Origin of the sequence: Micromonospora sp. CA-248089 (genome assembly GCF_050948515.1) — a bacterium.
Lineage (GTDB): Bacteria > Actinomycetota > Actinomycetes > Mycobacteriales > Micromonosporaceae > Micromonospora.
Genome location: NZ_CP192016.1, coordinates 2,172,110 through 2,197,171, shown reverse-complemented (window position 1 = coordinate 2,197,171; position 25,062 = coordinate 2,172,110). Strand labels below are relative to the sequence as shown.

22 protein-coding genes and 3 pseudogenes are annotated in these 25,062 nt (G+C 73.8%); 13 read left to right on the top strand and 12 right to left on the bottom strand.

The features are described from left to right. Positions 1 to 185: 185 nt before the first annotated feature. The 4 genes and pseudogenes from ACQP26_RS10545 to ACQP26_RS10530 form a co-directional block, all read right to left on the bottom strand. A pseudogene (locus ACQP26_RS10545) lies at positions 186 to 2,267 on the bottom strand (DNA gyrase subunit A); the annotation flags it as partial. A gap of 441 nt (positions 2,268 to 2,708) precedes the next feature. Further along, positions 2,709 to 3,494 (bottom strand): annotated as a pseudogene (locus ACQP26_RS10540) (LAGLIDADG family homing endonuclease); the annotation flags it as partial. Then, a pseudogene (locus ACQP26_RS10535) lies at positions 3,474 to 3,962 on the bottom strand (DNA gyrase subunit A); the annotation flags it as partial. The pseudogenes ACQP26_RS10540 and ACQP26_RS10535, both read right to left, overlap by 21 nt. Before the next feature lie 32 nt (positions 3,963 to 3,994). Further along, positions 3,995 to 6,109, bottom strand: coding sequence for a DNA gyrase/topoisomerase IV subunit B (locus tag ACQP26_RS10530; RefSeq protein ID WP_269700761.1), 2,115 nt, complete (start codon positions 6,107 to 6,109; stop codon positions 3,995 to 3,997). A 290-nt stretch (positions 6,110 to 6,399) separates the two neighbouring features. Between ACQP26_RS10530 and ACQP26_RS10525 the strand changes: the two genes are divergently transcribed. Beyond that, positions 6,400 to 7,656, top strand: coding sequence for a hypothetical protein (locus tag ACQP26_RS10525; RefSeq protein ID WP_269700762.1), 1,257 nt, complete (start codon positions 6,400 to 6,402; stop codon positions 7,654 to 7,656). A gap of 40 nt (positions 7,657 to 7,696) precedes the next feature. Here ACQP26_RS10525 and ACQP26_RS10520 read toward each other — a convergent pair whose 3' ends face one another. After that, entirely contained in the window at positions 7,697 to 8,329 is a 633-nt protein-coding gene (locus tag ACQP26_RS10520; RefSeq protein ID WP_433495596.1) for a class I SAM-dependent methyltransferase, read from the bottom strand. Next, positions 8,329 to 8,766 (bottom strand): RrF2 family transcriptional regulator, encoded by a 438-nt coding sequence (locus ACQP26_RS10515; RefSeq protein ID WP_269700765.1) that lies wholly within the window; start codon positions 8,764 to 8,766, stop codon positions 8,329 to 8,331. The genes ACQP26_RS10520 and ACQP26_RS10515 overlap by 1 nt, the downstream gene beginning before the upstream one ends. Before the next feature lie 155 nt (positions 8,767 to 8,921). Here ACQP26_RS10515 and ACQP26_RS10510 point away from each other — a divergent pair, with 155 nt between their 5' ends. From ACQP26_RS10510 to ACQP26_RS10490, 5 genes are all read left to right on the top strand, one after another. Continuing rightward, complete coding sequence (locus ACQP26_RS10510) at positions 8,922 to 10,133, top strand: globin domain-containing protein (RefSeq protein ID WP_269700767.1); 1,212 nt, start codon at positions 8,922 to 8,924, stop codon at positions 10,131 to 10,133. Between the two features lie 301 nt (positions 10,134 to 10,434). After that, positions 10,435 to 11,652 carry a glycosyltransferase gene (locus ACQP26_RS10505; RefSeq protein WP_269706876.1) on the top strand — a complete coding sequence of 406 codons (1,218 nt, stop codon included), beginning with the start codon at positions 10,435 to 10,437 and terminating at the stop codon, positions 11,650 to 11,652. A 92-nt stretch (positions 11,653 to 11,744) separates the two neighbouring features. Then, positions 11,745 to 12,602: an alpha/beta hydrolase family protein gene (locus tag ACQP26_RS10500; RefSeq protein WP_433495595.1), complete on the top strand. Its 858-nt coding sequence runs from the start codon at positions 11,745 to 11,747 to the stop codon at positions 12,600 to 12,602. A gap of 85 nt (positions 12,603 to 12,687) precedes the next feature. Beyond that, the gene (locus ACQP26_RS10495; RefSeq protein WP_269700771.1) at positions 12,688 to 13,317 is read left to right on the top strand and encodes a hypothetical protein; all 630 of its coding nucleotides are present in this window, start codon (positions 12,688 to 12,690) and stop codon (positions 13,315 to 13,317) included. Between the two features lie 111 nt (positions 13,318 to 13,428). Then, positions 13,429 to 13,806 carry a hypothetical protein gene (locus ACQP26_RS10490; RefSeq protein WP_433495594.1) on the top strand — a complete coding sequence of 126 codons (378 nt, stop codon included), beginning with the start codon at positions 13,429 to 13,431 and terminating at the stop codon, positions 13,804 to 13,806. A gap of 4 nt (positions 13,807 to 13,810) precedes the next feature. Here the strand turns inward: ACQP26_RS10490 and ACQP26_RS10485 are convergent, their stop codons facing one another. Together ACQP26_RS10485 and ACQP26_RS10480 are read right to left on the bottom strand one after the other, a co-directional pair. Continuing rightward, the gene (locus ACQP26_RS10485) at positions 13,811 to 14,011 is read right to left on the bottom strand and encodes a GTPase activator (protein ID WP_269700775.1); all 201 of its coding nucleotides are present in this window, start codon (positions 14,009 to 14,011) and stop codon (positions 13,811 to 13,813) included. A gap of 36 nt (positions 14,012 to 14,047) precedes the next feature. Further along, complete coding sequence (locus tag ACQP26_RS10480; RefSeq protein WP_433495593.1) at positions 14,048 to 14,938, bottom strand: DUF72 domain-containing protein; 891 nt, start codon at positions 14,936 to 14,938, stop codon at positions 14,048 to 14,050. A 144-nt stretch (positions 14,939 to 15,082) separates the two neighbouring features. Here ACQP26_RS10480 and ACQP26_RS10475 point away from each other — a divergent pair, with 144 nt between their 5' ends. Together ACQP26_RS10475 and ACQP26_RS10470 are read left to right on the top strand one after the other, a co-directional pair. After that, a complete protein-coding gene (locus ACQP26_RS10475; protein WP_433495592.1) occupies positions 15,083 to 15,811 on the top strand; it encodes a hypothetical protein in 729 nt (242 codons plus the stop codon). Positions 15,812 to 15,834: 23 nt separating this feature from the next. Beyond that, positions 15,835 to 16,587, top strand: coding sequence for a Pr6Pr family membrane protein (locus tag ACQP26_RS10470; RefSeq protein ID WP_269700779.1), 753 nt, complete (start codon positions 15,835 to 15,837; stop codon positions 16,585 to 16,587). Between the two features lie 21 nt (positions 16,588 to 16,608). On the opposite strand, the gene ACQP26_RS10465 is transcribed toward ACQP26_RS10470, so the two are convergent. Further along, complete coding sequence (locus ACQP26_RS10465; protein ID WP_433495591.1) at positions 16,609 to 18,687, bottom strand: amylo-alpha-1,6-glucosidase; 2,079 nt, start codon at positions 18,685 to 18,687, stop codon at positions 16,609 to 16,611. Continuing rightward, positions 18,684 to 19,061: an SCP2 sterol-binding domain-containing protein gene (locus ACQP26_RS10460; protein WP_194800863.1), complete on the bottom strand. Its 378-nt coding sequence runs from the start codon at positions 19,059 to 19,061 to the stop codon at positions 18,684 to 18,686. Before ACQP26_RS10460 ends, ACQP26_RS10465 begins: the two co-directional genes overlap by 4 nt. Before the next feature lie 123 nt (positions 19,062 to 19,184). Here ACQP26_RS10460 and ACQP26_RS10455 point away from each other — a divergent pair, with 123 nt between their 5' ends. Further along, on the top strand, positions 19,185 to 20,162 hold the full coding sequence (locus ACQP26_RS10455) for a glycoside hydrolase family 88 protein (RefSeq protein ID WP_433495590.1): 978 nt from the start codon (positions 19,185 to 19,187) through the stop codon (positions 20,160 to 20,162). Here the strand turns inward: ACQP26_RS10455 and ACQP26_RS10450 are convergent. Further along, complete coding sequence (locus ACQP26_RS10450; protein ID WP_194800861.1) at positions 20,149 to 20,655, bottom strand: mycothiol transferase; 507 nt, start codon at positions 20,653 to 20,655, stop codon at positions 20,149 to 20,151. The genes ACQP26_RS10455 and ACQP26_RS10450 overlap by 14 nt on opposite strands. Before the next feature lie 99 nt (positions 20,656 to 20,754). Here ACQP26_RS10450 and ACQP26_RS10445 point away from each other — a divergent pair, with 99 nt between their 5' ends. Further along, positions 20,755 to 21,330 (top strand): 2'-5' RNA ligase family protein, encoded by a 576-nt coding sequence (locus ACQP26_RS10445; protein WP_433495589.1) that lies wholly within the window; start codon positions 20,755 to 20,757, stop codon positions 21,328 to 21,330. 147 nt (positions 21,331 to 21,477) lie between these two features. Here ACQP26_RS10445 and ACQP26_RS10440 read toward each other — a convergent pair whose 3' ends face one another. Beyond that, complete coding sequence (locus ACQP26_RS10440) at positions 21,478 to 22,002, bottom strand: N-acetyltransferase family protein (protein ID WP_433495588.1); 525 nt, start codon at positions 22,000 to 22,002, stop codon at positions 21,478 to 21,480. 125 nt (positions 22,003 to 22,127) lie between these two features. On the opposite strand from ACQP26_RS10440, the gene ACQP26_RS10435 reads away from it, so the two are divergent. The 3 genes from ACQP26_RS10435 to ACQP26_RS10425 are packed head-to-tail and all read left to right on the top strand — an operon-like array spanning position 22,128 to position 25,047. After that, positions 22,128 to 23,237: a hypothetical protein gene (locus ACQP26_RS10435; protein ID WP_433495587.1), complete on the top strand. Its 1,110-nt coding sequence runs from the start codon at positions 22,128 to 22,130 to the stop codon at positions 23,235 to 23,237. A 23-nt stretch (positions 23,238 to 23,260) separates the two neighbouring features. Continuing rightward, positions 23,261 to 24,088 (top strand): MEDS domain-containing protein, encoded by an 828-nt coding sequence (locus tag ACQP26_RS10430; RefSeq protein ID WP_433495586.1) that lies wholly within the window; start codon positions 23,261 to 23,263, stop codon positions 24,086 to 24,088. Continuing rightward, entirely contained in the window at positions 24,085 to 25,047 is a 963-nt protein-coding gene (locus ACQP26_RS10425) for an anti-sigma factor RsbA family regulatory protein (RefSeq protein WP_433495585.1), read from the top strand. Before ACQP26_RS10430 ends, ACQP26_RS10425 begins: the two co-directional genes overlap by 4 nt. Positions 25,048 to 25,062: the final 15 nt, after the last annotated feature.

Below are 25,062 nucleotides of genomic sequence, written 5' to 3'. Positions count from 1 at the left end.
CGCAACTCGCCAGCCACCCGCGCGCCCGCCCCGTTGATCAAGGAGTTTGTGGTCGGCGGGAGGCGTGAAACGCCCACAAACTCCTTGATCAACGGGGTCGGGCAGGGCCGCTGGGTGCGCGGGCGGGAGACGGGCGGGCGCGACTGAGCGGTAGGGCGGGTGCGCCAGGCGCCCGCCCTACCTCGTCAGTCGCGGTCGATGTGGTGGCCCACCACCGTGGGGCCGAGCATGACGGCGAAACCGGAGCCGTCTCGGCGCGGGTCAGCAGGGGGCAGTTCCACCGGGTCGCCGGTGGCCGTCGCGCCCACCGGCCGCGGACCGATCCATGCCACCGACAGCTCCACCTCACCCTTGAGGAACCGCTGCGCGCGGACGCCGCCGGTCGCCCTCCCCTTCGCCGGGTACGCCTTGAACGGCGTCACCTTCACCGTGGCTCCGGTCGAGGTGACCACCATCGGCTCACCGTGCTTCGCGTCGTCGGTGCGGATCGCGCCGAAGAAGACCGCCCGGGCGTCGCCTGGCAGGTTGATGCCGGCCATGCCGCCGCCCTTAAGCCCCTGCGGGCGTACCACCGATGCGGCGAAGCGCAGCAGCGACGCCTCCGAGGAGACGAACGCCAGCGTCTCGGCGCCGTCGGTCAGCCAGGTCGCGCCGATCACCTCGTCGCCGTCGCGCAACGAGATCACCTCGAACTCCTCGGAACGGACCGGCCAGTCCGGGGCGCACACCTTCACCACACCGGCCCGGGTTCCGAGCGCCAGACCGGGCGAGCCCTGCGCGGACGGACCCAGCGGGGCCAGCCCCACCACTGTCTCGCCCGGCTCCAGCGGCACCAGTTCCGCCGCCGACATGCCACCGCGCAGCGACACCGTGCCGGACTGCTCCGGCAGCACCGGCAACGGCAACACGTCGATCTTGAACGCGCGCCCGGCGCTGGTCACCAGCAGCACGCGGCCGCGGGCGGTGGAGTGCACGAGCGCGCGTACCGCGTCGTGCTTGACCCGGCCGCTGCGCCGGCGCGCCTCGGCGGCCTCCTCCGACTCGGCCGCGGTCCGCGCCACCAGCCCGGTGGCGGAGAGGATCACCTGGCACGGGTCGTCGGCGACCTCCAGCGGACCGGCGGGCACCGAGGCGGCGAGCACCTCCTTGAGGTCGCCGTCGACGAGCGTGGTGCGCCGCGGCGCGCCGAACTGCTTGACCACGGCGGCCAGCTCGTCGGAGACGACCTTCCGCAGCACCTTGGGATCGTCCAGGATCTTCGACAGCTCGGCGATCTCGCCGCGCAGCTTCTCCTGCTCGGCCTCCAGCTCCAGCCGGTCGTACTTGGTCAGCCGGCGCAGCGGAGTGTCCAGGATGTAGCTCGCCTGGATCTCGGAGAGCTTGAACTTCTGCATCAGGCCGTCCTTGGCGGCCTGCGCGTCCTCGCTGGCGCGAATCAGCTTGACCACCCGGTCGATGTCGAGCAGGGCGATCAGCAGACCGTCGACCAGGTGCAGGCGCTCCTCCCGCTTGCGCTTGCGGTACGCGCTGCGCCGGGTCACCACCTCGTAGCGGTGCGCCAGGAACACGTCGAGCAGCTCCTTGAGCCCGAGCGTGCGGGGCTGACCGTCGACGAGCACCAGGTTGTTCACGCCGAAGGACTGCTCCAGCGGGGTGAGCCGGTAGAGGTCCGCGAGCAGCGCCTGCGGGTTCACGCCGACCTTGCACTCCACCACCAGGCGGGTGCCGTTCTCCCGGTCGGTGAGGTCCTTGACGTCGGCGATGCCGGTCAGCCGCTTGGTCTTGTTCACCTCGTTGGTGATGGCCGCGATGACCTTCTCGGCGCCGACGCCGTACGGTAGCTCGGTCACGGTGATGGCCTGCCGGCCGCGGCTGCCCTCCAGCGGGCCGATCTCCACCCGCCCGCGCATGCGCACCACGCCGCGCCCGGTCTCGTACGCGCGGCGCACCTCGTCCAGGCCGAGCAGCAGCCCGCCGGTGGGCAGGTCGGGGCCGGGGACGAACTCCATGAGCTTGTCGAGTGTGGCGTCCGGGTGGTTGATCAGCCAGCGGGCGGCCTGGACGACCTCACCGAGGTTGTGCGGGATCATGTTGGTCGCCATGCCGACGGCGATGCCGGACGCGCCGTTGACGAGCAGGTTCGGGAACGCCGCCGGCAGCACGGTGGGCTGGGTCAGCGAACCGTCGTAGTTCGGCTCGTAGTCGACGGTGTCCTCACCCAGCTCGCCGGTGAGCAGCATCGCCTCCCGGGACATCCGGGCCTCGGTGTTGTGGTTGACGAAACCACCGGCCAGGAAAGAGTGGTCCGCGGATTCGACTCGAACGGAAAAGACCTCCGCCGGCTCGTCGGGAGCAACCGCGACGACCTTCTCGTACCGATAGCCCGCATCCATGACGGGCAGGATCGTGGCAAGGATCTCGGTGTCCTTGATGCGGTCGATGATGCGGAGTCGTTCGGTTTCCCACCGCTCGACACGATCGAAGTTGTGGCTGGTGAGCCACTTGCGTCCGCTGCCCCGACGATCGAAGTCGATGCTGCTGCGCACGTAGTCGGCCACAAAGGGGACATGGTCCTGACTGAGCCGATGCGGGCGCAGCGGCGCGTGCCGCAGCATCTTGGCCAGCACCGCCTGCTTGGTACGGAGAAAGCCGACACGAGTTGCGAAAGCCCTGATGTTTCGCGTCCCGGAAACCACCAAGCGGTGCTCCACCGAGCCACTGGGCCGGGTGTAGTGGCGTCGACAGGCGATCACACCGAACTCCGCGAGCAGTTCTTGCACCTCCCGAGTCAGACGCTCGCTGTAGCTGGTGTACTGGATGGTGAAGCTGCTGTTGGCGACGCGGACTCCGCCGTCACCTTCGAAGAGGGCCATCAGGAAGGCCCTCTTGATGCCCCACCCCCCTGCCCAGACGAATTCGGGCACGAACTTGTCTCTCGCCTGGTGACCGATGAGCTCGGCGAGTGGACTCGCCCGGAAGGCGTCCATCCCGCCGGCGACGTCTTGGACGTCAAGTTCGTGAATACGGCGACGGTCTCGGCGCGTGTGCCGGTCGTTGACGTAGCGGCGTCCAGCCACGACCTGGTCGTAGGCATGCAGGACCTCGCCGAAGAAGTGCTCATCGGTATTGCTGAATCCTGCCCGCGACTCGCTGGCGAAGCCTTCAGAGACCCAGGCGCCGCCGAGCACGCCGAGCATGTATTCACGAGCGGTGGGGACGACCTGGTTCCATGCGTTCCGCGCGATACAGACCACGGAGCCCGGCGTCACCTCATCGAGCCGACGCCATTGGAAGACAGGGACGCCCATCGGAGCTTCGAGGCAGAGAACCAGATGATTCTCACTACCACGGAGGGAGAATCCGGTCTCAGTTGTGAACCGGATCGTCGGGTGGACACCCGAGTTGAAGACCTTGTTGACGCGAACCGCTTTGCCGTCCTTGTCGAGGACTTCGAAATCGGCCTCCGCCTCGCTGTTCGGCGGCAGGTCGACCACATCACCGATCCGTGGGCTGCTGCCATCGGCCAGGCGGATCCGGGTGTCACCGACGACGCAGTAGCGCGCCGCGGCCGGTCCGTCGTCCGGGGAACCGAAGTTGCCGTGCCCGTCGATGAGCGGGACGTTGAGCGAGAAGTCCTGCGCCAGCCGCACCATCGCGTCGTAGATGGCGGTGTCGCCGTGCGGATGGTACTTGCCCATTGTGTCGCCGACGATGCGGGCGCTCTTGACGTGGCCGCGGTCCGGGCGGTGGCCCTGCTCGTGCATCGACCACAGGATGCGCCGGTGCACCGGCTTGAGCCCGTCGCGCGCGTCGGGCAGGGCGCGGGAGTGGATGACCGAGAACGCGTACTCCAGGTAGGAGTCCGAGACCTCGGTGACCAGCGGGTTGTCGAAGACGCGGGCGCCGGCCTGGTCGAAGGCGGCGAGGTCCGCCTTCGCGCGGTCGTCCTTGCGGCGTGCCATGGTGCGGTTCCCTTCCGAGAAGAACCCGTTGGTCAGGCGTCGATGGCGTCGCGGTCGACGCGGTCGGCGGAGTCGATCAGCCAGTTGCGGCGGGGTTCGACCTTCTCCCCCATGAGCAGTTCGAGGATCCGCTCGGCGGCGTCGACGTCGTCGAGCGTGATCCGGCGGACCGCCCGGGTGGCCGGGTTCATGGTCGTCTCCCACAGCTCGTCGGCGTCCATCTCACCGAGGCCCTTGAAGCGCGGGATCGGCGTGACGATCTGCTTGCCGGCCTTCTCCAGCTTGCGCACCGTCGCCTCCATCTCCGCCTGCGTGTAGGTGTAGACGGTCTGCGGGTTGCGCCCCTTCGTGGTGATCTTGTGCAGGGGCGGCATCGCCGCGTAGAGCCGCCCGGCCTCGATCAGCGGCCGCATGTAGCGGGCGAACAGCGTGATCAGCAGGGTACGGATGTGCGCGCCGTCGACGTCCGCGTCGGCCATGATGAGGACCCGGCCGTACCGCAGGGCCGACAGGTCGAACGTCCGGCCGGAGCCGGCGCCGAGCACCTGCACGATGGCGGCGCACTCGGCGTTGTCCAGCACCTGCTGGAGGTTCGCCTTCTGCACGTTGAGGATCTTGCCCCGGATCGGCAGCAGCGCCTGGTATTCCGACGAGCGGGCCATCCGGCTGGTACCGAGGGCGCTGTCGCCCTCCACGATGAACAGCTCGCTGCGCTCCACACCGGTGGCCCGGCAGTCGACGAGCTTGGCCGGCATGGCCGCGCCCTCCAGCGCGGTCTTGCGGCGGGCGGCGTCCTTCTGCTGCTTCTGGGTGAGCCGCACCCGGGCCGCGTCGACGATCTTCTGGAGCACCGTCCGGGCCTCGGCCTTGGTGCGGCGGTCGTCCAGCCAGCTCTTGAGGTGCGCCTCGACCAGGCCCTGAAGCACCTTGGTGATGCCGGCGGTGGACAGTTCGTCCTTGGTCTGCGAGGTGAACTGCGGCTCGGGGATGCGCACGTGCACCACCGCGGTCATGCCCTCCAGGACGTCGTCCAGGGTGGGCGCGTCCTCCTTGGGCTTGAGCAGGCCGCGGGCGTTGCGGGCGGCGTCGGCGAGGGTACGGGCCAGCGCCCGCTCGAAGCCCTTGCGGTGGGTGCCGCCGTGGGCGTTGCGGATGGTGTTGGTGAAGCACTCGACGGTGCGCTCGTAGCCGGTGCCCCAGCGGAAGGCCACCTCGACCTCGGCGCGCCGCTGCACGTTGGACTGCATGACGCCGTTGGCGTCGGCGGCGTTCTCCCGGTAGGTGCCCTCGCCGGTGACCAGCAGCGTGCCGGAGACGGGCCGGTCGCCGGCCGGGGCGAGGTATTCCACCATGTCGGTGAGCCCGTTCGGGAAGTGGAAGCGCTCCTCGACGGATTCCTCGCCGGTGTCGTCGCGCAGCCGGTAGGCCACGCCGGGGACGAGGAACGCGGTGTTGCGCAGCTTGAGCCGGACCGCCTCGGTGTCGAGCGCGGCACCGGTCTCGAAGTAGCGCGGGTCGTGCCACCAGCGGATCGAGGTGCCGGTGCGCTGGCCGCGCTTCATCGCGCCGACGATCTGCAGGCCGGGACCGGGGGTGAACGGCGCGTCCGGGCCGTCGCCGTCGAAGACGCCCGGTACGCCGTGGCGGAACGACATGGCGTGGACCTTGCCGCCGCGCCGGACGGTGACGTCGAAGCGGCGGGACAGCGCGTTGACCGCCGACGCGCCGACGCCGTGCAGGCCGCCGGAGGTCTTGTAGCCGGAGCCGCCGAACTTGCCGCCCGCGTGCAGGCGGGTCAGCACCAGCTCGACGCCGGAGATGCCGGACTTGGCGTGCACGTCGGTGGGGATGCCCCGGCCGTCGTCGTCGACCTGGACCGAGCCGTCGGCGTGCAGGATCACGTCGACTCTGGTGGCGTGACCGGCGACACCCTCGTCGGTCGAGTTGTCGAGGATCTCGTTGACGAGGTGACCCACGCCACGGCTGTCGGTCGAGCCGATGTACATGCCCGGGCGCTTGCGGACGGCGTCGAGGCCTTCCAGGTGCGTCAGGTCGTCGGCCCCGTAGAGGGTGTCAGGCTGTGCGGTCAACTGGTCGTACTCCCAGGTCTCGGCGGTGTGGTGCCGTTCACCGTGTGATCCCCCCACGATGATCGCCGGGCGCGGCGCGCCGGAGCGAGCCTAGCCGGGTGCCCCGACAGGTCGGCGGCACCGGGGCGGTGCGTTGCGCGATCGGCCTGCCGGCCGGGTCCGCGCCGAGGCCGCGTACGGCGGTCCGGCGGGACGGGTGGGGCGTCCAGGCGGCACAACGATCCGCGCGCCCGGTGTCTTCCCCGGCGAGGGGCCCTGGATGTCGGGGCATTGACGTCCGTCACACGCGCGTGATCTGATCGCCATCCCAAAGAATCTTTCACATTTCGATGTCTGGGAGGTCGGGCATGTCCGTGTTCCGTCGTTCCGTGCTCGCGGCGGCGCTGGCGCTCGCCACGGTGGCGTTACCCGCCGCCGCGGCGCCCGCCCGGCCGGCCGCCGCCGCACTGCCCACCGCCGCCGTGGCGCTGGGTGACAGCTTCATCAGCGGTGAGGGCGCCGGGGCGTACGCGCCGGTGGCGGACGTCAACGGGGTGGCCCAGGGCTTCCCCGGCTGGTCCGCCGCCAACGCCAACGCCTACTTCTGCCACCGCTCGCCGAACGCCTCGCTGTTCCAGGCCGACCTGCCCGGCATCTCCGCGCGGTTCAACCTGGCCTGCTCGGGCGGCCAGCCGTACGACATCGCCAACGCGTCCGCCACCCGGGCCAAGGGGCGGCAGGTGGCCGCCCAGCTCGACCAGCTCCGAGCGGTGGCGCGGACCCACGACATCGACCTGGTGCTCGTCGGGCTCGGCTCGAACAACAGCTCGTTCACCTTCGGCAGCGTGGCGGAGAAGTGCGCCAACCGGTTCATCGCCGACGCGTGGACCGGCTGGTGGGAGTTCTGGGCGTACCTGGGCGGGCCGGTGGAGCAGAAGCCGTGCACGGACGCCGACCTGGGCACCGCCGCCCAGTTCGCCGCCGCGACCGCGGAGACCACCACGGCGCTGCGGCAACTGCTGGCCACGCTGGACGAGGTCGACGCCGACGGCCGGCACCGGGTGGTCTTCCAGGACTACACCAACCCGCTGCCGTACGAGCTGGACCAGACCTACTGGACCGAGGACAGCCGCGACGACACCCGGGACAAGTTCCGCGCGCTGGGCGCCGAGCGGTACGCGGCCGGCTGCCCGATCCACCGGGCCAGCCTGGCGCCCGGCCATCGCTTCTCGCAGGGGCTCGGCACGCTCGTCAGCTCGGTGCGTGGCACGCTCGCCGGTGAGTTCCCGCAGGACGACCTGGTCTACCTGAACGTGCAGCGCGCGTTCGACGGCGCGCGGCTCTGCGAGTCGACAGGCAGCCCGGGCAACGCCCTGGCCACCCCGATCCGGCTGATGGACGGCCCGACCGGCACGTTCGTCACCAGCCTCTCCGGGTACGACAAGCTCGACATCCAGCGGATCGCCAACGCCTGCGGCACGTACTTCCAGACCTGCCAGGAGTCGTGGCACCCGAACGCCGCCGGGCACAAGGTGCTCGGCCGGTGCCTGGCCGGGGCGGCGACGACCGGTGCCCGTACCGTCTCCTGCGTCCGCGCCCCGGACGGCACGGTGAGCGTGAGCTGACCGCGCGAGGACCGGGCCGGATCTCCGGCCCGGTCCGGCGTCAGGGCCGGATCGCGGTGCCGAGGACGTGCGGCGAGGCCGGAGCGGGCAGCCCGGTCGGCGGGAAGCGGAAGCGGTCCAGTTCGGTCACCTCGAAACCGGCGGCCCGGATCGCGGCCACCGTGTCCCGGGCGGTGTGGCAGCCGGCGCAGAACAGCGGCCAGAGCGTGGCGTCGGCCAGGCGCTGGGCCCGCCGCAGGCCGGGGGTCTGCGCCACCACATGTTCGTAGAAGCGCAGTTCGCCGCCGGGCCGCAGCACCCGGTGCGCCTCGCGCAGCGCCACCGCCTGGTCCGGCACCGAGCAGAGGACGAGCGACAGCACCACCGCGTCGGCCGCGCCGTCGGCGACCGGCAGCGCCTCGGCCAGCCCGGCGGTGACGCTGACCGGCACCGGGGCGCCCGGTGCGGCGGCGCGGGCCAGGGCGCGCAGGCGCGGCTCCGGCTCGACGGCGAGCACCCGGATCACGCCCGGCGGGTAGTGCGCCAGGTTGCGCCCGTTTCCGGCGCCGACCTCCACCACCCGACCGCGCAGCCCGGTGACGAGGCGGGAGCGGTGCGCGGCCATGCCGGCCTGGTCCATGGCGACGCTGGCGCGGGCGAAGAGCCGCGAGAAGACGGGATGCGAGACGGCCATCAGCGACCGGCCGGTGGCGCGCCGAGGCTGAGCAGGAGCGGGCCGGCGGATCCGTGGACCAGGTCACCGAGGCGTACGCCGTCGAGCACGGCGAGGAACGCGGCCTGCGCGCGGCGCAGCTCACCGCGCAGCCGGCACTCCGCGACCAGCGGGCAGACCGGCCGCGCGCAGTCGACCACCTCGCCGTCGCCCTCGAAGGCGCGGACCACCTCACCGACGGTGATGTCCGCGGCGTGTTCGGCGAAGGCCACACCGCCGGAGCGGCCCCTGATGGTCACCAGGACACCGATGCGTTGCAGCCGTTGCACCACCTTGGCGACGTGGCTGCGGGGCAGCGCGAGCCGGTTGGCGAGTTCGTCGACGGTGGCCCGGACCGGGGCCGCGGCGGTCAGCATGGCGATCCGCAGCGCCATGTCGGTCGACCGGTTGAGCCTCACGCACCGACCCTAGCCATTCGGTGCCGTCCGCGACACCGACAGATTCACGGTGACCCATGCCACCCCGGCGGCGGGACCTTCGGCCCTAAAAGAGGAATCTAGGAATCCTGTTTCGTGGGGATCGACCTGTTCGAGTCCCAGAAGGAGATTCGGTAGTGCTCACGCAATCCTCAGCAGCTGTGGTGACCGCCACCCTGCCCGTCGTACGGGCGCACGGCGAGGCCATCACCGGCCGCTTCTACCAGCGCATGTTCGACGCCCACCCGGACCTGCTGGACCTGTTCAACCGGGGCAACCAGGCCACCGGGGCGCAGAAGGCGGCGCTCGCCTCGGCGGTGGTCGCGTACGCGGCGCACCTGACCGGCGAGACCGGCATGCCGTGGGGGCCGGTCCTGGACCGGATCGCGCACAAGCACGCCTCGCTCGGCATCACCGCCACCCAGTACCCGATCGTCGGCCGGCACCTGCTCGCCGCCGTCGGCGAGGTGCTCGCCGACGCCGTCACCCCGGAGGTGGCCGCTGCCTGGGACGAGGTCTACTGGCTGCTGGCCTGCGAGCTGATCGCCCGCGAGGCGCGGCTCTACGCGGGCGCCGGCGTGCCCGAGGGCGGTCCGGTGTGGCAGGACTGGCGGGTGACCGGCCGGGCCCGGGAGAGCGCCGACGTCGTCTCGCTCACCCTCGCGCCGGCCGGCGGCGGCGCCGCGCCCGGCTTCACCCCCGGCCGGTACGTCTCGGTCGCTGTCGACCTGGACGGAGGCCGGGGACAGCAGATCCGCCAGTACAGCCTCTCCGGCCGCCCCGGCGCCGACACCTGGCGGATCACCGTGAAGCGGGTACGCGGCGAGGGCGGCGCGCCCGACGGCATGGTCTCCGGCCACCTGCACGAGCGGGTGTCCGTCGGCGACACGCTGCGGCTGAGCCCGGCGTTCGGCGAGGTCGACGCCACCGGCGGCGACGGGCCGCTGCTGCTGGTCAGCGCCGGTATCGGGCTCACCCCGGCGATGGCGGCGCTGGCCCACCTGGCCGACCGGGACCCCGGACGCCGGGTGACGCTGGCGCACGCCGACCGGGACGCCGAGGCGCACGCGCTGCGCGCGGAACTGCCCGCGCTGCAGCAACGGCTGCCGAACCTGGCCGTCCACCTCTGGTACCTCGACGCCGCCGGTGCCGACCTGCCCGGCCTGAAGGCGGAGGTGTCCGCCGGGCTGATCGACCCCGACCGGCTCCCGCTGCCCACCGGGGTCGCCGCGCACCTGTGCGGCCCGGTCGCGTTCATGAACCTGGTCCGGGGCAACCTGCTGCGCCGGGGTGTGCCGGCCGAGCGGATCGCCTACGAGGTGTTCGGCCCCGGGATGCTGCCGGGCTGACGCCCCGCGGTGAAGTCGACGATCTCCTGGTTAGGGGCGCAAGCCGAGGGTAGGGGTCCTCCATGCGCATCCCCGGCATCAACGCGACCTTCCGGCCACCACGGAAGCGGTGGACGCCGCCCCACCGGACGCCGGGGCGCCGGCCACCCGAGTCGACACGCTCGTGGCGGTCGCGCGCCGGCTGACCGGGGACGCCGACGCCGCGTACCGGCTCGGCGCACGGGCACGCGAGGTGGCGAAGGAGCGGTCCGGTCCGGACCGCTTCCTCGCCGACTGGGACCGGATCCTGGAGGACGAGAACATGCGCATCGCGATGATTTCCCAGCACGCCAGCCCGCTCGCCGCCCCCGGCGAGGAGGACGCGGGCGGCCAGAACACGCACGTGGCGGAACTCGCGTCCGCGCTCACCGTTGCCGGCCACGACGTCCGCGTCTACACCCGCCGCGACTCCCCGGCGCTGCCCGAGGTGGTCAGCGCGGCGGACGGCTACCAGGTGTGCCACGTGCCGGCCGGTCCCGCCCGGCGGGTGCCGAAGGACGACCTGCTGCCGTACATGGGCGAGTTCGGCAGCCGGCTGGCCGACACCTGGCGGCACGGCGGCTGGACCCCGGACGTGGCGCACGCGCACTTCTGGATGAGCGGACTGGCCACTGTGCACGCCGGCCGCCGCACCGGGGTGCCGACGGTGCTGACGTACCACGCGCTCGGCACCGTCAAGCGCCGTCACCAGAGCACCCGGGACACCAGTCCACCGGGGCGCGCCGGTTACGAGCGGGCACTCGGCCGGGCGGTGGACCGGGTCGTCGTGCAGGGCTCGGACGAGGTCGCCGAACTGGTCCGGATGGGCGTACCCCGGTCCCGGATGGCCCTGGTCCCGTCCGGCGTCAACGAGGCGGTGTTCCGCCCGAACGGTCCGGTCGCGCCCCGCGACCCGGCCCGCCCGCGCATCCTCACCGTCGGGCGGATGGTCGAGCGCAAGGGCTTCCTGGACGTGGTCCGGGCGCTGCCCGCGGTGCCGGACGCGGAGTGTGTGATCGTCGGCGGCCCGCCGGCCCACCTGCTGCCCGCCGACACGTTCGCCCGCCGGCTGTCCGCGCTCGCCGACTCGTGCGGCGTGGCCGACCGGGTACGGCTGCTCGGCGGCGTGCCGCGCGAGGAGATGGCCGCCTGGTACCGGTCGGCGGACGTGCTCGTGGCCGCACCCTGGTACGAGCCGTTCGGGCTCACCCCGTTGGAGGGCATGGCCTGCGGCGTGCCGGTGATCGGCACGAACGTGGGCGGCATCGCCGACAGCGTGGTGGACGGGCTCACCGGCGACCTGGTGCCGCCGCGTGACCCCCGCGCGCTCGGCACCGCGCTGCGCCGGCTGCTCGGCGACAACGTGCGCCGGTTCGCGTACGCCACCGCCGCGCTCGACCGCGTCCGCAGCCGGTACTCCTGGAAACGCTGCGCCGAGCAGCTCGGTGCGGTCTACGGTGCGCTGACCAGCGCGGCCCGGCCCGCACCGGCGGTGGCGTGAGGCGGGCGCGCACCCGCTGCAGGCGTGCCGGCGCGGTGGACGCGGACACCCCTTACTACCCGCCGGTAGGTTAGGGCCGTAGGCTGGTCCGGGTGAGCGGGGACTACACCCAGGAGTTCGTGGACGTCGACGGCGCACGCATCGGCGTGCAGGTCTACCCGGAGCCGGCCGGTCCGCCCGGCGCGCCGGTGGTGCTGATCTGGCCCGCGATGGGCGTGCGCGCCCGCTACTACCGGCCGTTCGCCGCGGCGCTGCGCGACGCCGGGCTCGCGGTGATCGTGGCCGACCTGCGCGGCACCGGCGAGAGCACCCCGGCCCCGTCGCGCGCCTGCCGGTACGGCTACCAGGAGATGGCCACCGACATCGGCGCCGTGCTCGACGCGCTCAAGCCCCGGCTGGACGGCCGTGCCCGGCTGCTGCTCGGGCACTCCCTCGGCGGTCAGGTCGCGGTGCTGCACCAGGCGCTGCACGACGCCGACCGGGTGGACGGGCTGGCCCTGGTGGCGGTGGGGCTGCCGTGGTGGCGGCGGTACCCGGGTCTGCGCGGGTGGGGCGTGCTGCCGTACACCCAGGGGATCGCGGCGACGGCCCGGCTCCTCGGCGTCTGGCCCGGCTGGGGCTTCGGCGGCCGGCAGGCCGCCGGCGTGATCCGGGACTGGGCGCACACCGCCCGCACCGGCCGGTTCCCGGCGCTGGACGGGGTGGACACGGAGGCCGCCGTGCGGCGGATCCGGACGCCGGTGCTCGCGGTCAGCGTCGACGACGACCAGTACACGCCGCACGAGACGCTCGACCACCTCTGCGAGAAGCTGGCCGAGGCACCCGTGACGAGGCACCGCTACACGGTCGCCGAAGCGGGGGCGCCGCTGGACCACTTCACCTGGGTACGCGCGTCGGCGCCGCTGGCCGCCCGGATCGCCGCGTTCGCGGGCACGCTCCCCCGCCGCTGAGCCCTCCTCCTCCCCGCCACGCCGGGGCGTGAGTCGCCCGATCGTGGGTATGCCGCACCGCCCGAACACGGCGGAGGGGGATCTGATGTCAGAACGGCACACCACGCTGCGCTCGATGCACGACCTGGGCCTGGCGGCCTGGTTCGGCGGCTCCCTGATGGGGGCGCTGGGCGTCAACGGCGCGGCGGCGCGGATCAACGACACGACCGAGCGGCTGCCGGTGGCCTCGGCCGGGTGGGCCCGGTGGACACCGGTCAACGCGGCGGCGATCGGCGCGCACCTGGCCGGCGCGGTCGGCGAGCTGGTCACCGAGAGCCCGCGGATGGCCCGCCAGGCGGGCGTGGGAAAGATGAGCGCGGTGAAGACCGCGCTGACGCTCGGCGCGCTGGCGGTGACCGGCTACAGCCGGCTGGTGGGCATGCGGCTGGAGAAGGCCGGCGGGCCGCCGGTCGAGGGGACCACCGAGCCCAACCACCACACCCCGGCGAACGTCGCCGCCAGCCAGCGGCAGATGAAGCTGCTCCAGTGGGCGGTACCGGCGATGACCGGCGCGCTCGTCGTGGTGTCGGCGTACATGGGCGAGCAGCAGAAGCCGGGGCAGGTGTTCCGGGGCATGCTGGACCGCGCGGGCGGACTCATGTCCGCGCCGAAGAACATCGGCAAGGTGGCCGCCGTGGGCGCGGCCGGACGTTCCCTGGTCGGGGCGGCCCGTTGACCACCGCGCGGCCGGTGACCCACATCGGGGTGGGTCACCGGCCGCGCGGTGCACCGGAACCGGACCGGCCGCCGACGGGCGGCGCGGGCACAGCAGCCAGGTGAGGTGACCATGACCAGCAGGAACCGGCCGGGTGCCGGGCGCGGGCCGGAGTCGGCCGCGCCGTGGGGCAGCACCGGCGGCTTCGACGCCGACGCGCCGTGGGGCGCGGGCGACGACGACCCGATGGACGAGGGCAGCGAGGAGACCGCCGTGCCCGAGGGACGGCTCGGTGAGCGGCAGGCGGCCGGCGCCGGGCCGGGTGGGCCGAAGGCGGGCCGGCACGGCTTCGGAAACGTCGAACCGACCCGGACACCGGTGGCCGGGCCGGGCGCGCCGCCGGATCCGGCGCCGTCGGGACGGACGTTCCCGGACGACCGCGCGGACGGCGACCTCGGCGACAACGCGCTGGAGGAGGCGACCGGGATGCGCCCGGAGACGCGTCCCTAGGCCGTCAGGAGCCGGTGCCGTCCTCGCCCGGCGCCGACGGCTCGTTGTCCGGCACCGGTGACTCGGCCACCGGGTGCCCGGTGTCGTCCACCAGGCCCGGCGCCATGCTGCCGCCGTGCGCCTCCTCGGCCTCCCGGGTCGCTCGCGGGTCCCGCTCGTCCTCACCGCGCCGCTGCTCCACAGATCCCCCTTCGCGGTCGTCCATGAACCCGGCGGTACCCGGGAGGCGGCCGGGAAAACCTCAGGCGCGCGCGGCGGCGGGCGCGACGCCGAGCAGGCCGGCCAGCCGGGCGGCGTCGCGCTGGGCCTGGTCGCCGCAGCAGTTGTTCATCAGCACGTGCAGCTCGGCGCACTCGTCGGCCAGCTCGCGCAGCAGCACCGACCAGTGCCGCAGTTCCTGCTCGCCGTAGGCGTAGCGGAACCGCTCCTGCTTGTCCCCGCTCTCCCAGGCCGCGCTGTGCCCGTGGAACCGGATCACGGCCAGGTCGGTGGTGGCGACCAGGACCGGCGGCACCGAGGAGACGTGCCCCTGCGGCATGTCCACACAGGCGTACCCGAGGTCGTGCTCGCGCAGGAACGTCACGGTCTCGGCCATCGCGTCGCCGTCGAACCAGGACGAGTGCCGCAGCTCGACGGTGACCGGCCAGGGACGGCAGCGCCGCGCGGCGTCCAGGATCCGCCGCCGGGCCGCCTCACCGCGGGCCAGCCACGGCGGGAACTGCAACAGCACGGCGCCGAGCCGGTCGGCCGCCGCGAGCGGCGCCAGCGCCGCGTGGAACCGGTCCCACAACTCGTCGTACGCCCCGGCGGGCAGGTCGCGCCAGCGGATCCGGCTCGGGCCGCCGGCCGGGCGCAGGTCCTTCGGCAACGCGTCGATCGGCGTGTGGTGGCCGGTGAACAGGCGGAACGCCTTGACGTCGAAGGTGAACCCGTCCGGGGTGGCGTCCGCCCACGCCGCGGTGGTCTCCGGCACCGGCACGGCGTAGTACGACGTGTCCACCTCGACCAGTCCGAAGCGCTCGGCGTAGAAGCCCAGCCGGCCGGCGGGCGTGTTCACACCGCGCGGATACCAACCGGAGCGGACCAGCATCTGGTCGGCCCACGAGGACGTGCCCACCTTGATGACACCCATGTAATTCAGTTCACCGCGACCGCCGGACATCGGCAACCGGAGATGCGATCCGGGTCGTGACCGGCGCGGGGTGACCGGGCTCACCAGGGTTCCGCCGGGCCGGGGTGTGACGCGGGGCCGGGTGGCGGCGCTGAGGGTCACGAGATGGACGCATCCGGCCTGGACCAGGAAACCGTCGAGCGGCTGCTCGCCGGCCGCCCCGGCGACACCTCGTCCGCTCCGCCGCGGCTGGTAGCCGTACTGGCCGCGGTCCGGGCCGCGCCCGGCGCGGGCGAACTCGACGGGGAGGCGGCAGCGGTCGCGGCGTTCCGGTCGGCCCGGCGGTCGGGCCGTCGCCGCGGCGCCCGGTTCGGCCTCCCGGCCCGGTTCGGCGTCCCGGCCCGGCTCGGCGTCCGGGTGGCGGTGACCGCGCTCGCCGCGTCCCTGACCGGCGGCGTCGCGCTCGCCGCCACCGGGAACCTGCCGCGCGCCGTCCGCCCGGCGGCGCCGCCGGTCGTCACCGCACCGCCCACGCCGCCGGACCGCCCGAGCCGGCCGGCCGTCTCAACGGCGCCCGAGGCACCACAGCCGTCCGAACCGTCCGGCCTGTGCGTCGCGTACCGGGCCGTCGCCGAACCGCAACGGGGCCGCGCCCTGAGCACGCCCGCCTTCGGCGACCTCGTCAGCGCCGCCGGCGGCCGCGACCGGGTGCCGGACTACTGCGCCGGGCTCCTGGGCGACGACGATCCGCCGGGAAAGGCCGGCGACGAGCGGGGCGGCGGCAGGACCGAGCGTCCGGTCCACCCGTCCGGCGGCCCGCCGGGCCCGGACGTGCTCCCGTCGGGGCAGGCCAAGCGGCCGTCCGGCACCCCGCCCGGGCGGCGTACCGGCTGACGACCGGCTGGTAACTTGCCCCCGTGACCCCCCGGCGCCGTCTACCGGCGATCCTCCTCCGCCTCACCCTGGTGCTCGCCGTGCTGGCCGGCATCGTGCTCACCGCGCTCGGCCCGGCCACGGTGACCGGCCTGCTGCCGTACTTCACCATCCAGAGCAACGTCGCGGTCGGCGTCCTCGCCGGGTACGCCGCCTGGTGCGCGCTGCGCGGCCGGCCGGAGCCGCCGAGCGTCCTCAAGGGAGCGGTGACCCTCTACATCACCATCACCGGCACCGTCTACCACCTGGTGCTGGCCAACCCGGCCAGCCCGTTCGCCATGACCCAGCCGGACCGGCAACCGGGCGAGTGGTGGGGCAACCAGTTCCTGCACACGGTGGTGCCGCTGCTGGCGGTCGCCGACTGGGCGCTGTTCGACAGGCGCGGCCGGCTGCGCCCCCGGTACGCCGCCTGGTGGCTGGTGTTCCCGCTCGGGTACCTCGGGTTCGCGCTGGTACGCGGCCTGATCGTGGACCGCTACCCGTACCCGTTCATCGACGCGGGCGAGCTGGGCTACGCCGGGGTGGCGATCAGCGCGACCGGGTTCGCCGCGGTGTTCTGGCTGCTGGGCCTGCTGTTCGTGGGCGTGGACCGGCTGCTCGCCCGGATCGGGCGCGCCGATCCGTCTGCGGCCGGGCCGGCGCAGCCGCCGATGTCCGAGCCGACCGGGTCCGATCCGGCCGACTCCGGGCCGGCCGGGTCCGAGCCGGCGATGCGGGAGACCACCGGCTCGGGCTGAGCGGCCCGTCGGGTCAGCGGGTCAGGCGGCCCGATGGGCCGGCTCCCCCACGCGCATCCGCCGGCCCGCGCCGCGTTCCCGGCCGTACGAGTCGGCCCGCCCCCACCGGCCCGGCACGTCGAGCAGCTCGATCCGCCCGTACCCGGTCGGGACGGCCGGGTTCACCAGCAGGTTCTCTCCGCACGGACGCAGCCCCAGCATGGTCGACAACAGCATCAGCAACCCGCCCGACGCCCACGACTGCGGTCGTCCGGCCTCCGGCAACTGGACCGGGTACTTGGTCACCGCACGGGGGTAGCCGGCGATCGTCTCCGGGACCGATCCGCCGAGCGTCTCCGCCATCGCGAACACTCCGGCGACGATGTCGGCCGCCGCCTCGTCGTAGCCGTACCGCCGCAGCCCCGCCGCGACGATCGCGTTGTCCCACGGCCACACCGCGCCGAGGTGCGCGCCGACCGGGTTGTACGGCCGCTGCCCCTGCGCGTAGGTGCGCACGCCCCAGCCGGAGAACAGGTCCGGTCCGCACAGGTGCCCGGCCAGCGCGTCGGCCCGTTCCGGCGCCACGATGCCGCTCCACAGCAGGTGCCCCAGGTGCGAGGTGAGCGCGTCGACCGGCTCACCGTCCGGGGTGAGCGCCAGCGCGTAGTAGCCGCGCTGCGGCAGCCAGAAGTCGCGATCGAACCGCTCCCGCAACCGCGCCGCGTCGGCCTCCAGGCGTTCGGCGTAGGCCGGGTCGCCCCAGAACTCCCGGGCCAGGCGGGCGCCCCGGATCCGCGCGTCGTACGCGTACCCCTGAAGCTCGCACGTCGCGCGCGGGTACGGCGGCTCCACGCCGTGCCGGTCGACGATCGCCGCCGGCGAATTGCGCCAGGTCTGGTTGGCGACCCCGGTGTCGGTGTTGCGCGGCTGGTAGCGCAGGTAACCGTCGCCGCACTGGTCGCCGTAGCGGGTCAGCCAGTCCAGCGCCATCCGCGCCGGGTGCCGCAGCTCGTGGACCAGGTCGGCGTCACCGGTCCAGCGCTCGTACTCGTCGAGCAGGATCACGAACAGCGGGGTGGTGTCGGCGGCGCCGTAGTAGAGCGCGGTGGGCTGCTCGTCGAACGCGGCCGCCTCGCCGTACCGCAGCTCGGCGACGATCTTGCCGGGTTCCTCCTCGTGCCGGTCGTCTAGCCGGCCGCCCTGCACCATCGCCAGCATGTGCAGCGTTCCCGGGGTCAGCTCGGGCGTGAACGGCAGCGTCTGGAGGCAGGTGATCAGCGCGTCCCGCCCGTACAGCGTCATCGCCCACGGCATCCCGCCGACCGGCACCCGGTCGGTGTAGGCCAGCGGCATGTAGCGCAGGGCGGCCAGGTCGGTCAGCGCCTGCCGGTACACGGCGGACAGCGCGGGCCGGTCGGCGAACAGGTGCGGCGCCCGGTCGAGCCACCGCTCCAGGTCGTCGCGCATGTCCTGCCGAACGTGCCGGCGGTGCGACTCGATGCCGGCCCGCAGGTCCCGCCCTCCGGCACCCTGGATGATCATGGCGACGTGCAGGTCGACGTGCCACTTGCCCTGCGGCTCGACGCGGATCCGGAAGGTCATCCCCCGCGGGTCCACCTCGGCCGGGACGGTGCTGGAGACACACGTCTCCCGCGCGAACCGTCCGCGCTCGTACCGGATCCGCAGCCGCTGGTGCTCCGGCTCCGGGACGACCGTCGGGCGCCGCGGGCCGGGCCGCAGGATCTCGGAGGTGTCGGCGAAGTCGGCAGCCATCTCCACCCGCACCGTGTACTGGGCGGGTTCGGCCGAGTGGTTCAGCACCGTGAGGCTCTCGTGGTACGCCTCGTCGATCGAGCGGTGCCGGATCACCGAGACGTCGGCGTCCACGTAGTGGCTGGCCGCGCCCGGCACCAGCACGAATCGGGTCTCGAAGTAGGTCAGGTCGTCGCGGGACAGCGCGTGCAACCGCTCGCCGTCGATCGTGAGCACCCAGTGGGACAGGAACCGGGTGTCGAACGAGAACAGGCCGATCGGCGCGGACGGGTCGCGTTCCATGTCCCCCTGCGCGTCGCTCACGGCGAACGCGTTACCGGCGAGGACATGGACCAGCTCCTGCCTCATCGGGCCGCCACCCGGGCGCCGGCCACGTCCCGGGGGTCTCGGGCGTCCGGCGGGCCGGGGAAGAGCCGGCGCAGCGTCATCAGCAGCTTGAGTTCGCCCCGCGCGGCGAGGTCGTTGCGCAGCAGCGCGGCGGCCGGGTGCAGGCGTCCCGCCGCGATCCGGTCGAACACCTCGCGGTCCGCGCCGACCACCAGGTCCGCCTCCTCGGCCAGGCGGTCCACCCGGACGTCCTGCCGGTCGATGGTCAGGTACCAGTGCTCGGTGCGGCCGTCGTCGCGCAGGTCCAGGCGGATGGTGCCGGAGGTGGTCTCGGGCAGCTCCGGGTGCCGGCCGGCGGTTCCCCGGGTCAGGTGTTCCACGGCCGAGACGCTCATCGGGCCCTCCTCGTCGGTGGTCGCGGCCGGCGCCGCTCGTCCCGCAGCGTCCCCGCATCGCGGGTGAGGCGAACTCACCCGGACCGGGTGAGGCACGGCGGCGCGGCGGGTATCCCTGCGGCCATGCCGACGACCGGGGACGCCACCGCCGACCGGGTGCTGCTCGCGCTGCTGACCATGCAGCGCGAGTCCTGGGAACAGGGCATCCTCGGCCAGGCGCTGCTCGACCTGGGCCTGGACGAGGCAGCGGTACTGGTCGCCGACGCCGTGGTGACCCGGCAGCGGCCGGACGGCCGGCTCGGTGAACCGGCCGGTTCGGTGGGCGCGGTGAACGGCGCCGCGTGCGGCGAGGTGGTCCGGCACGCCGCCCGCCGCACCGGCGACCGGCGGTACGCCGAGGCGCTGGACGCCCAGCTCGACTGGCTGGCCCGCCGGGCGCCGAGGGCCGCCGACGGCACGCTGTTCCACCTGCTCGACGGCCGCCAGGTGTGGGCGGACACGATCTACATGGTGGTGCCGCTGCTGGCGCTGACCGGCCGGACCGGGGCGGCCGCGGCGCAGGTCGCGGGGCACCGGCGACGGCTGTACGACACACGCACCGGCCTGTACGCCGCCCGCTGGGACGAGGACCGCTGCGAGCTGGACCGGCCCGGGCCGTGGGGCACCGGCAACGGCTGGGTGGTCGCCGGGATCGCCCGAGCGCTGCGGCTCGCGCCGGACCGGCCGGACGGCCTCCGGGCCGAGCTGGCCGGGCACGCCGAGGAGGTGCTGACCGCCTGCCTCGCGTACCGGGGCGCGGACGGGCTGTTCCCGGACGTGCTGGACGAGCCGGGCGCGTTCCGGGAGGCCAACACCGCCCAGTTGCTCGGGTACGCGGCCCTCACCGGGGTGGCCGACGGGTGGCTGTCCCGGTCGTGGTTCGAGGTGGGGACGGGCCTGCTCGCGGCCGCCGCCCGGCGGGTCGACGCGTACGGCCGGGTGACGGGGGTCAGCGGGGCGCCGGACTTCGAAGGCCCCGGCACCTCGCCCGAGGCGCAGGCGTGCCACCTGCTCGGGCTCGCCGCGCTGCGCCGGGCCGGCGCGACGCTCAGCGCAGGATGAGTCCCCGCACGTACGCGGCCTGACCGACATGCTGGAGGTCGTCGTCGAGCACGCTCACCAGCCGCACCCCGAGCGTCACCGGCGGATCCCAGTTCTCGTCCACCACCCGGTCGAGGTCGGCCGGGCGCAGGCCGCGCAGGTACGCGAGGCTCCGGTCCACCACCGCCCGGTGGTAGTCGAGCAGCACGCCGCCGTTCTCGGGGCGTACCGCGGCGATCTGCTCCGGGCCGTGCCCGAAGCCGGTGTCGGCTGGGTCCGGCGGCAGGCCGCAGCGCGCCGCCCAGTCGCCGGTGGCCCACAGCTGTGGCTCCCCCATCACGTCGGCCACGTGGTCGTCCTGGATCCGGGTCAGGTGCCAGACCAGCCAGCCGACCGGGTTCGCCCCGTCGGCCGGCGCCCGCCGCAGCTGGGCCGCGTCGAGCCCGTCGAGCGCCCCGGCGACCAGGTCGGGCAACCGCCCGTACGCCTCGGTCAGCACGTCCGTCGCGTCCACGTGTCCCTCACTCCCTGCCGACTCCTGCCGTCCCCTCGGGCAGTACCGCCCAGCGTGCCCGGCAAACCTCGGCGCGGGCCCCGCCTCTAGGGTGATCGCGTGGTCGCGGCGCTGGAGCTGTATCTGGACACCGACGCCACCCGGCGGATCCGGGTGCTGTGGGACCTGCTGGAGTCCGACGGGGTGCCGAGCATGCGGTCCCTGCTGGCGCAGCGGCACCGCCCGCACGTCTCGCTGGCGGTCGCGCCCCGCCTGGACCCGCACCGCGTCGCCGAGGCGCTCGCCGGAACGGTGGTGGCCGCGCCGCTGCGGCTGGAGTTCCAGCACGCCGGGCAGTTCGTCGGGCGGGTGCTCTGGCTCGGGCCGGCGCCGACGCCCGAGCTGCTGGCGCACCACGCGGCGGTGCACGAGCGGCTGGCGCGGGCCGGCGTCGAGGTGGTGGAGCACTACCGCCCGGGCCGCTGGGTGCCGCACTGCACGCTGTCGATGCGGGTGCCGAACCCGCTGATGGGCGCAGCGGTGCGCCGCTGCCTGGAGGTGCTGCCGCTGACCGCGACGGTGGTCGGCGCGGCGGTGGCCGACCACGCCCGCGACACTCCCACCCCCTGCCCTGATTCCCCTTCTACACCCGTGATCCACACCAGTTCCCCGACGTGGTGCCATCCCGCTCCATGATCAACGCCAGCTCGGGGAAATGGTGGCATCCCGATCCAAGATCGACACCAGCTCGGGGAAATGGCGGCATCAGACCACCATTGATGGAGCCACCTCCCCGAACTGGTGTTGATCTTGGGCGGGGGCAGCGCAGGTGAGGCGGTTGCGTCAGGGGAAGGTGGGGTCGGTTCCGGTCAGATCGAGGAGGAACGTCGGGTAGTCCGGCTGCGGGCACCTGTCGCCTCGGTGGCCGAGCCGCTCGTAGAACGGCGCCGCCCGCTCGTGGTGGGCCTGCCACTCCAGGTACCGCGCCCGCCCGGCGGCCCACCGGCGGACCGCGTCGAACAACGACCTGCCCACCCCGTCGCGGCGGCGGTCCGCCCGGACGTACAGGTCGTGCAGGCGTACGGTCCGGTGCGCGTCACCGGAACGCAGGTGCGGGCCGTGGTCCTGGGCGGCGGCGTACCCGACCGGCCCGCCAGCGTCGACGGCGCCGAGCAGCGCCCAGCGGGGGTCGGCCAGCAGCGCGGCGAACCGCAGCCGGTGGACCTCCGGCGGCTCGTCGCCCACGCCCATGTCCCGCAGCATCGGCCACAGCTGCGGCCAGTCCGGCACGCGCAGGTCCCGCACGATGATCGGCATCGGACCAGGATGCGGGCGGGACAGCTCGGCGGCGACCGGGTTTCGCGCCATCTGCGGCCACCCTGACGATCGGGGCCGAACCGACGCAAGCTGGTAAAAGCGCAGGTCAGAGCCATTCTGGCCACCCGAAGACGTGCGGCCGGAGCGGCAGCGAAGCACGTCGAAGGAGAGCCCTCATGGCCGCACCCGTCGTCCGTTCCGTCACCGCCGACCACACCGTCCTGCTGCCCGGGCAGTCGACCACCGTCCGGGTCGACGCCTACCACCCCGACTCCCGGCTGCTGACGCTCGCCGGCCGGGTCAGCGACCCCACCGGCGTCACGTGGGACAGCCCGGTCCGGGTGGACCTGAGCGTCCCGCTGACGATCCAGCTCGCCGGTGCCTCGCCGGGGGTGACAGTCACACCGAGCGGCGCCGAACCGGGCCGCTTCACAGTCACCGTGCTGGCCGGCCGGGGCACGGTGACGCTGACCGCGACGGCGCGTGACGGCGCCGGACGCACCGGTACGGGCACCACCACGCTGACCGTGCCGCTGCTGGTCGGGATGAGCGCCGAGAAGGGGGCGCGGACGCAGCGGGCGGTGGCCGACTACCCGGGCATCCGTTACATGCGCGACTTCGGCACGGACGGCCCGGACGCGGACGCGCTGCCGGAACTGCCCGCGCTGACCACCGGCAAGTTCGCCGACGCGCCCTCGGCCGTCATGCACGTCAGCTGGAAGGACGACGTCGAGCAGCTGGCCGGCTGGCTCGACGGCGTGGCCCGCCCGATCTACCTGACCTGGTACCACGAGCCGATGGGCGACGTGGCGCCGGCGACGTACCGGGCGACGGCGAGCCGGGTGACCCAGATCGTGGCCGCGCACCGCAACCGGCGGTGGGTGCTCGGGCACGGGCCGATCGTGACCCGCTACTGGCTCGACGAGGGGCGCGGCAACCCGGCCGACTGGGGTTACCCGGGCATGACCCACTACGGCGTGGACTGCTACTCCCGGGACACCGCCGCGTACTGGCCCGCCTCCCGGATGTTCGGCGTGGCCTTCGGCAAGGTGCGCGCCGCGTACCCGGGGATCCGGCTGCTGGTGCCCGAGTACGGGCTGAGCCGCATCGCCGCGGACACCACCGGCGCGGGCCGGGCGCGGACGATCCGGGAGCACGTCACCTGGCTGCGGCAGCAGAACGACGTGGACGCGATCGCGTACTGGAACAACTGGGCCGAGTTCGAGCTGGGTGACCCGCCACTCGAGGCCACGGCCTGGCGCGATCTCCAGGGGGGCGCGGCATAGACTGCGCCCATGAGGCGGAGCCGGTGACCAGCGGGAGCGTGACGTACCCGGGCTACACCCATGGCTGCCTCGCCTACGACGACCCGGCCACGCTGCGCGCGCTGGCGGTCGAGCAGGTCAGCGCCGGTCTCGCCGCCGGTGAGCAGGTCTGGGTGGTTTGTCCGGAGGATCGCGCCACCGTCGCCGGCTGGCTGGCCTCGGTTCCCGGGGTCGACGCCGCGCGCCGGCGGGACGCGCTCCGGCTGGTTCCCGTCGGCGAGGCGTACCGGCACGACGAGATCGTCGACCCCGGCCGGCAGGTCCGGGCGTACGTGCGGGCCACCACCGAGGCGCTGACCGCCGGGCACACCGGCCTGCGGGTGCTGGCCGAGGCGACGAGCCTGGTCCGCACCACCGCCCAGCGGGACGCGTTCGCCCGCTACGAGCACCGGATCGACCACTGGATGCGGCACCGGCCGATGTCGGCGATCTGCGCCTACGACCGCCGGCAGCTGGACGACGCGGCGATCGCCGAGCTGGCCTGCCTGCACCCGGAGACCAACGCGGACGTGCTGTTCCGGCTGCACGCCGGCGGCGACGACTCGGTGGTGGCGCTGGCCGGCGAGCTGGACCCGTCCAACCACCGGGACTTCGCCGCCGCGCTGGAGCGGGCCGACCCGCGGCCGGTGGCGGGCCGGGTCGTGTTCGACGCCGCCGGGCTGCGTTTCGTCGACCACCGCAGCCTGCTGCACCTGCGCGACCACGCCCGCCGGCACGACGCCGTCGCGGTGCTGCGCACCCCGAGCCGGGTCCCGGCCCGGCTGGTCGACCTGCTCGGCCTGTCCGAGGTACGGGTGGAGGTCGTCGGATGAGGAGCGGCGCGGCCTCCGGCCACGTGGGCTACTTCCACGAGGCGTTCGTCTACGACTCCGACGAGGAGTTCCTGGCGGTGGCGCTGCCGTTCCTGATGGACGGGGTCGCGGCCGGCGAGCCGACGGCGGTGAACCTGGACGAGCGCAACACCGAACTGGTGCGCCGGGCGCTGCCGCCGGGTGCCGATGTGACGTTCCTGCCGGTCGGCGACGTCTACGCCCGGCCCAGCGTCGCGCTGCGCTCCTACCGCGAGCTGCTGGCCTCGTACGTGGCGGCGGGCGCGGCGCAGATCCGGATGGTGGGCGAGCTGCCTCCGGTGCTGCTCGGCGCGACCTGGGACTGGTGGGCGCGTTACGAGTCGGCAATCAACCACGCCTACGACGACTTCCCGCTCTGGGGCATCTGCGCCTACGACCGCCGGGGCACGCCCGCGCACGTGCTCGCCGATGTGGCGCGTACCCATCCCCTGGTGGCGCGGCCGGACGGCGGGCACGAGCCGGCCGGTCTCTACACCGAGCCGACGAGTTACCTGACCGAGTACCGCCCGGCGCCCACGGACCCGGTGCAGCGGACCGCGCCGCTGGTCGAGCTGGTCGACCCGACGCCGGCGCGGGCCCGCGCGGAGGTCCGCGCCGCCGACCGCGGCCTGCTGCCGCCCGACGGCCTCGACGGTCTGGTCATCGCGGTCAGCGAGGTGGTGAGCAACGCGCTGCGCCACGGCGAGCCGCCGGTGCGCCTGCGGTTGTGGCGCGCGCCGGACCGGATCGTGGTGACCGTCCACGATCGGGGGACGGGCCCCAAGGACCCGTACGCCGGGCTGCTGCCGGCCGGTGACGGTTCCGACGGCGGGCTGGGCCTGTGGATCAGCCACCAGAGTTGCGACCATGTGACGTACCACAGGGACGCGGGCGGCTTCACCATCCGTCTGACGGCGGGGAACCCGCACTTCCCGGTCTGACCCCGACGCCGGTCG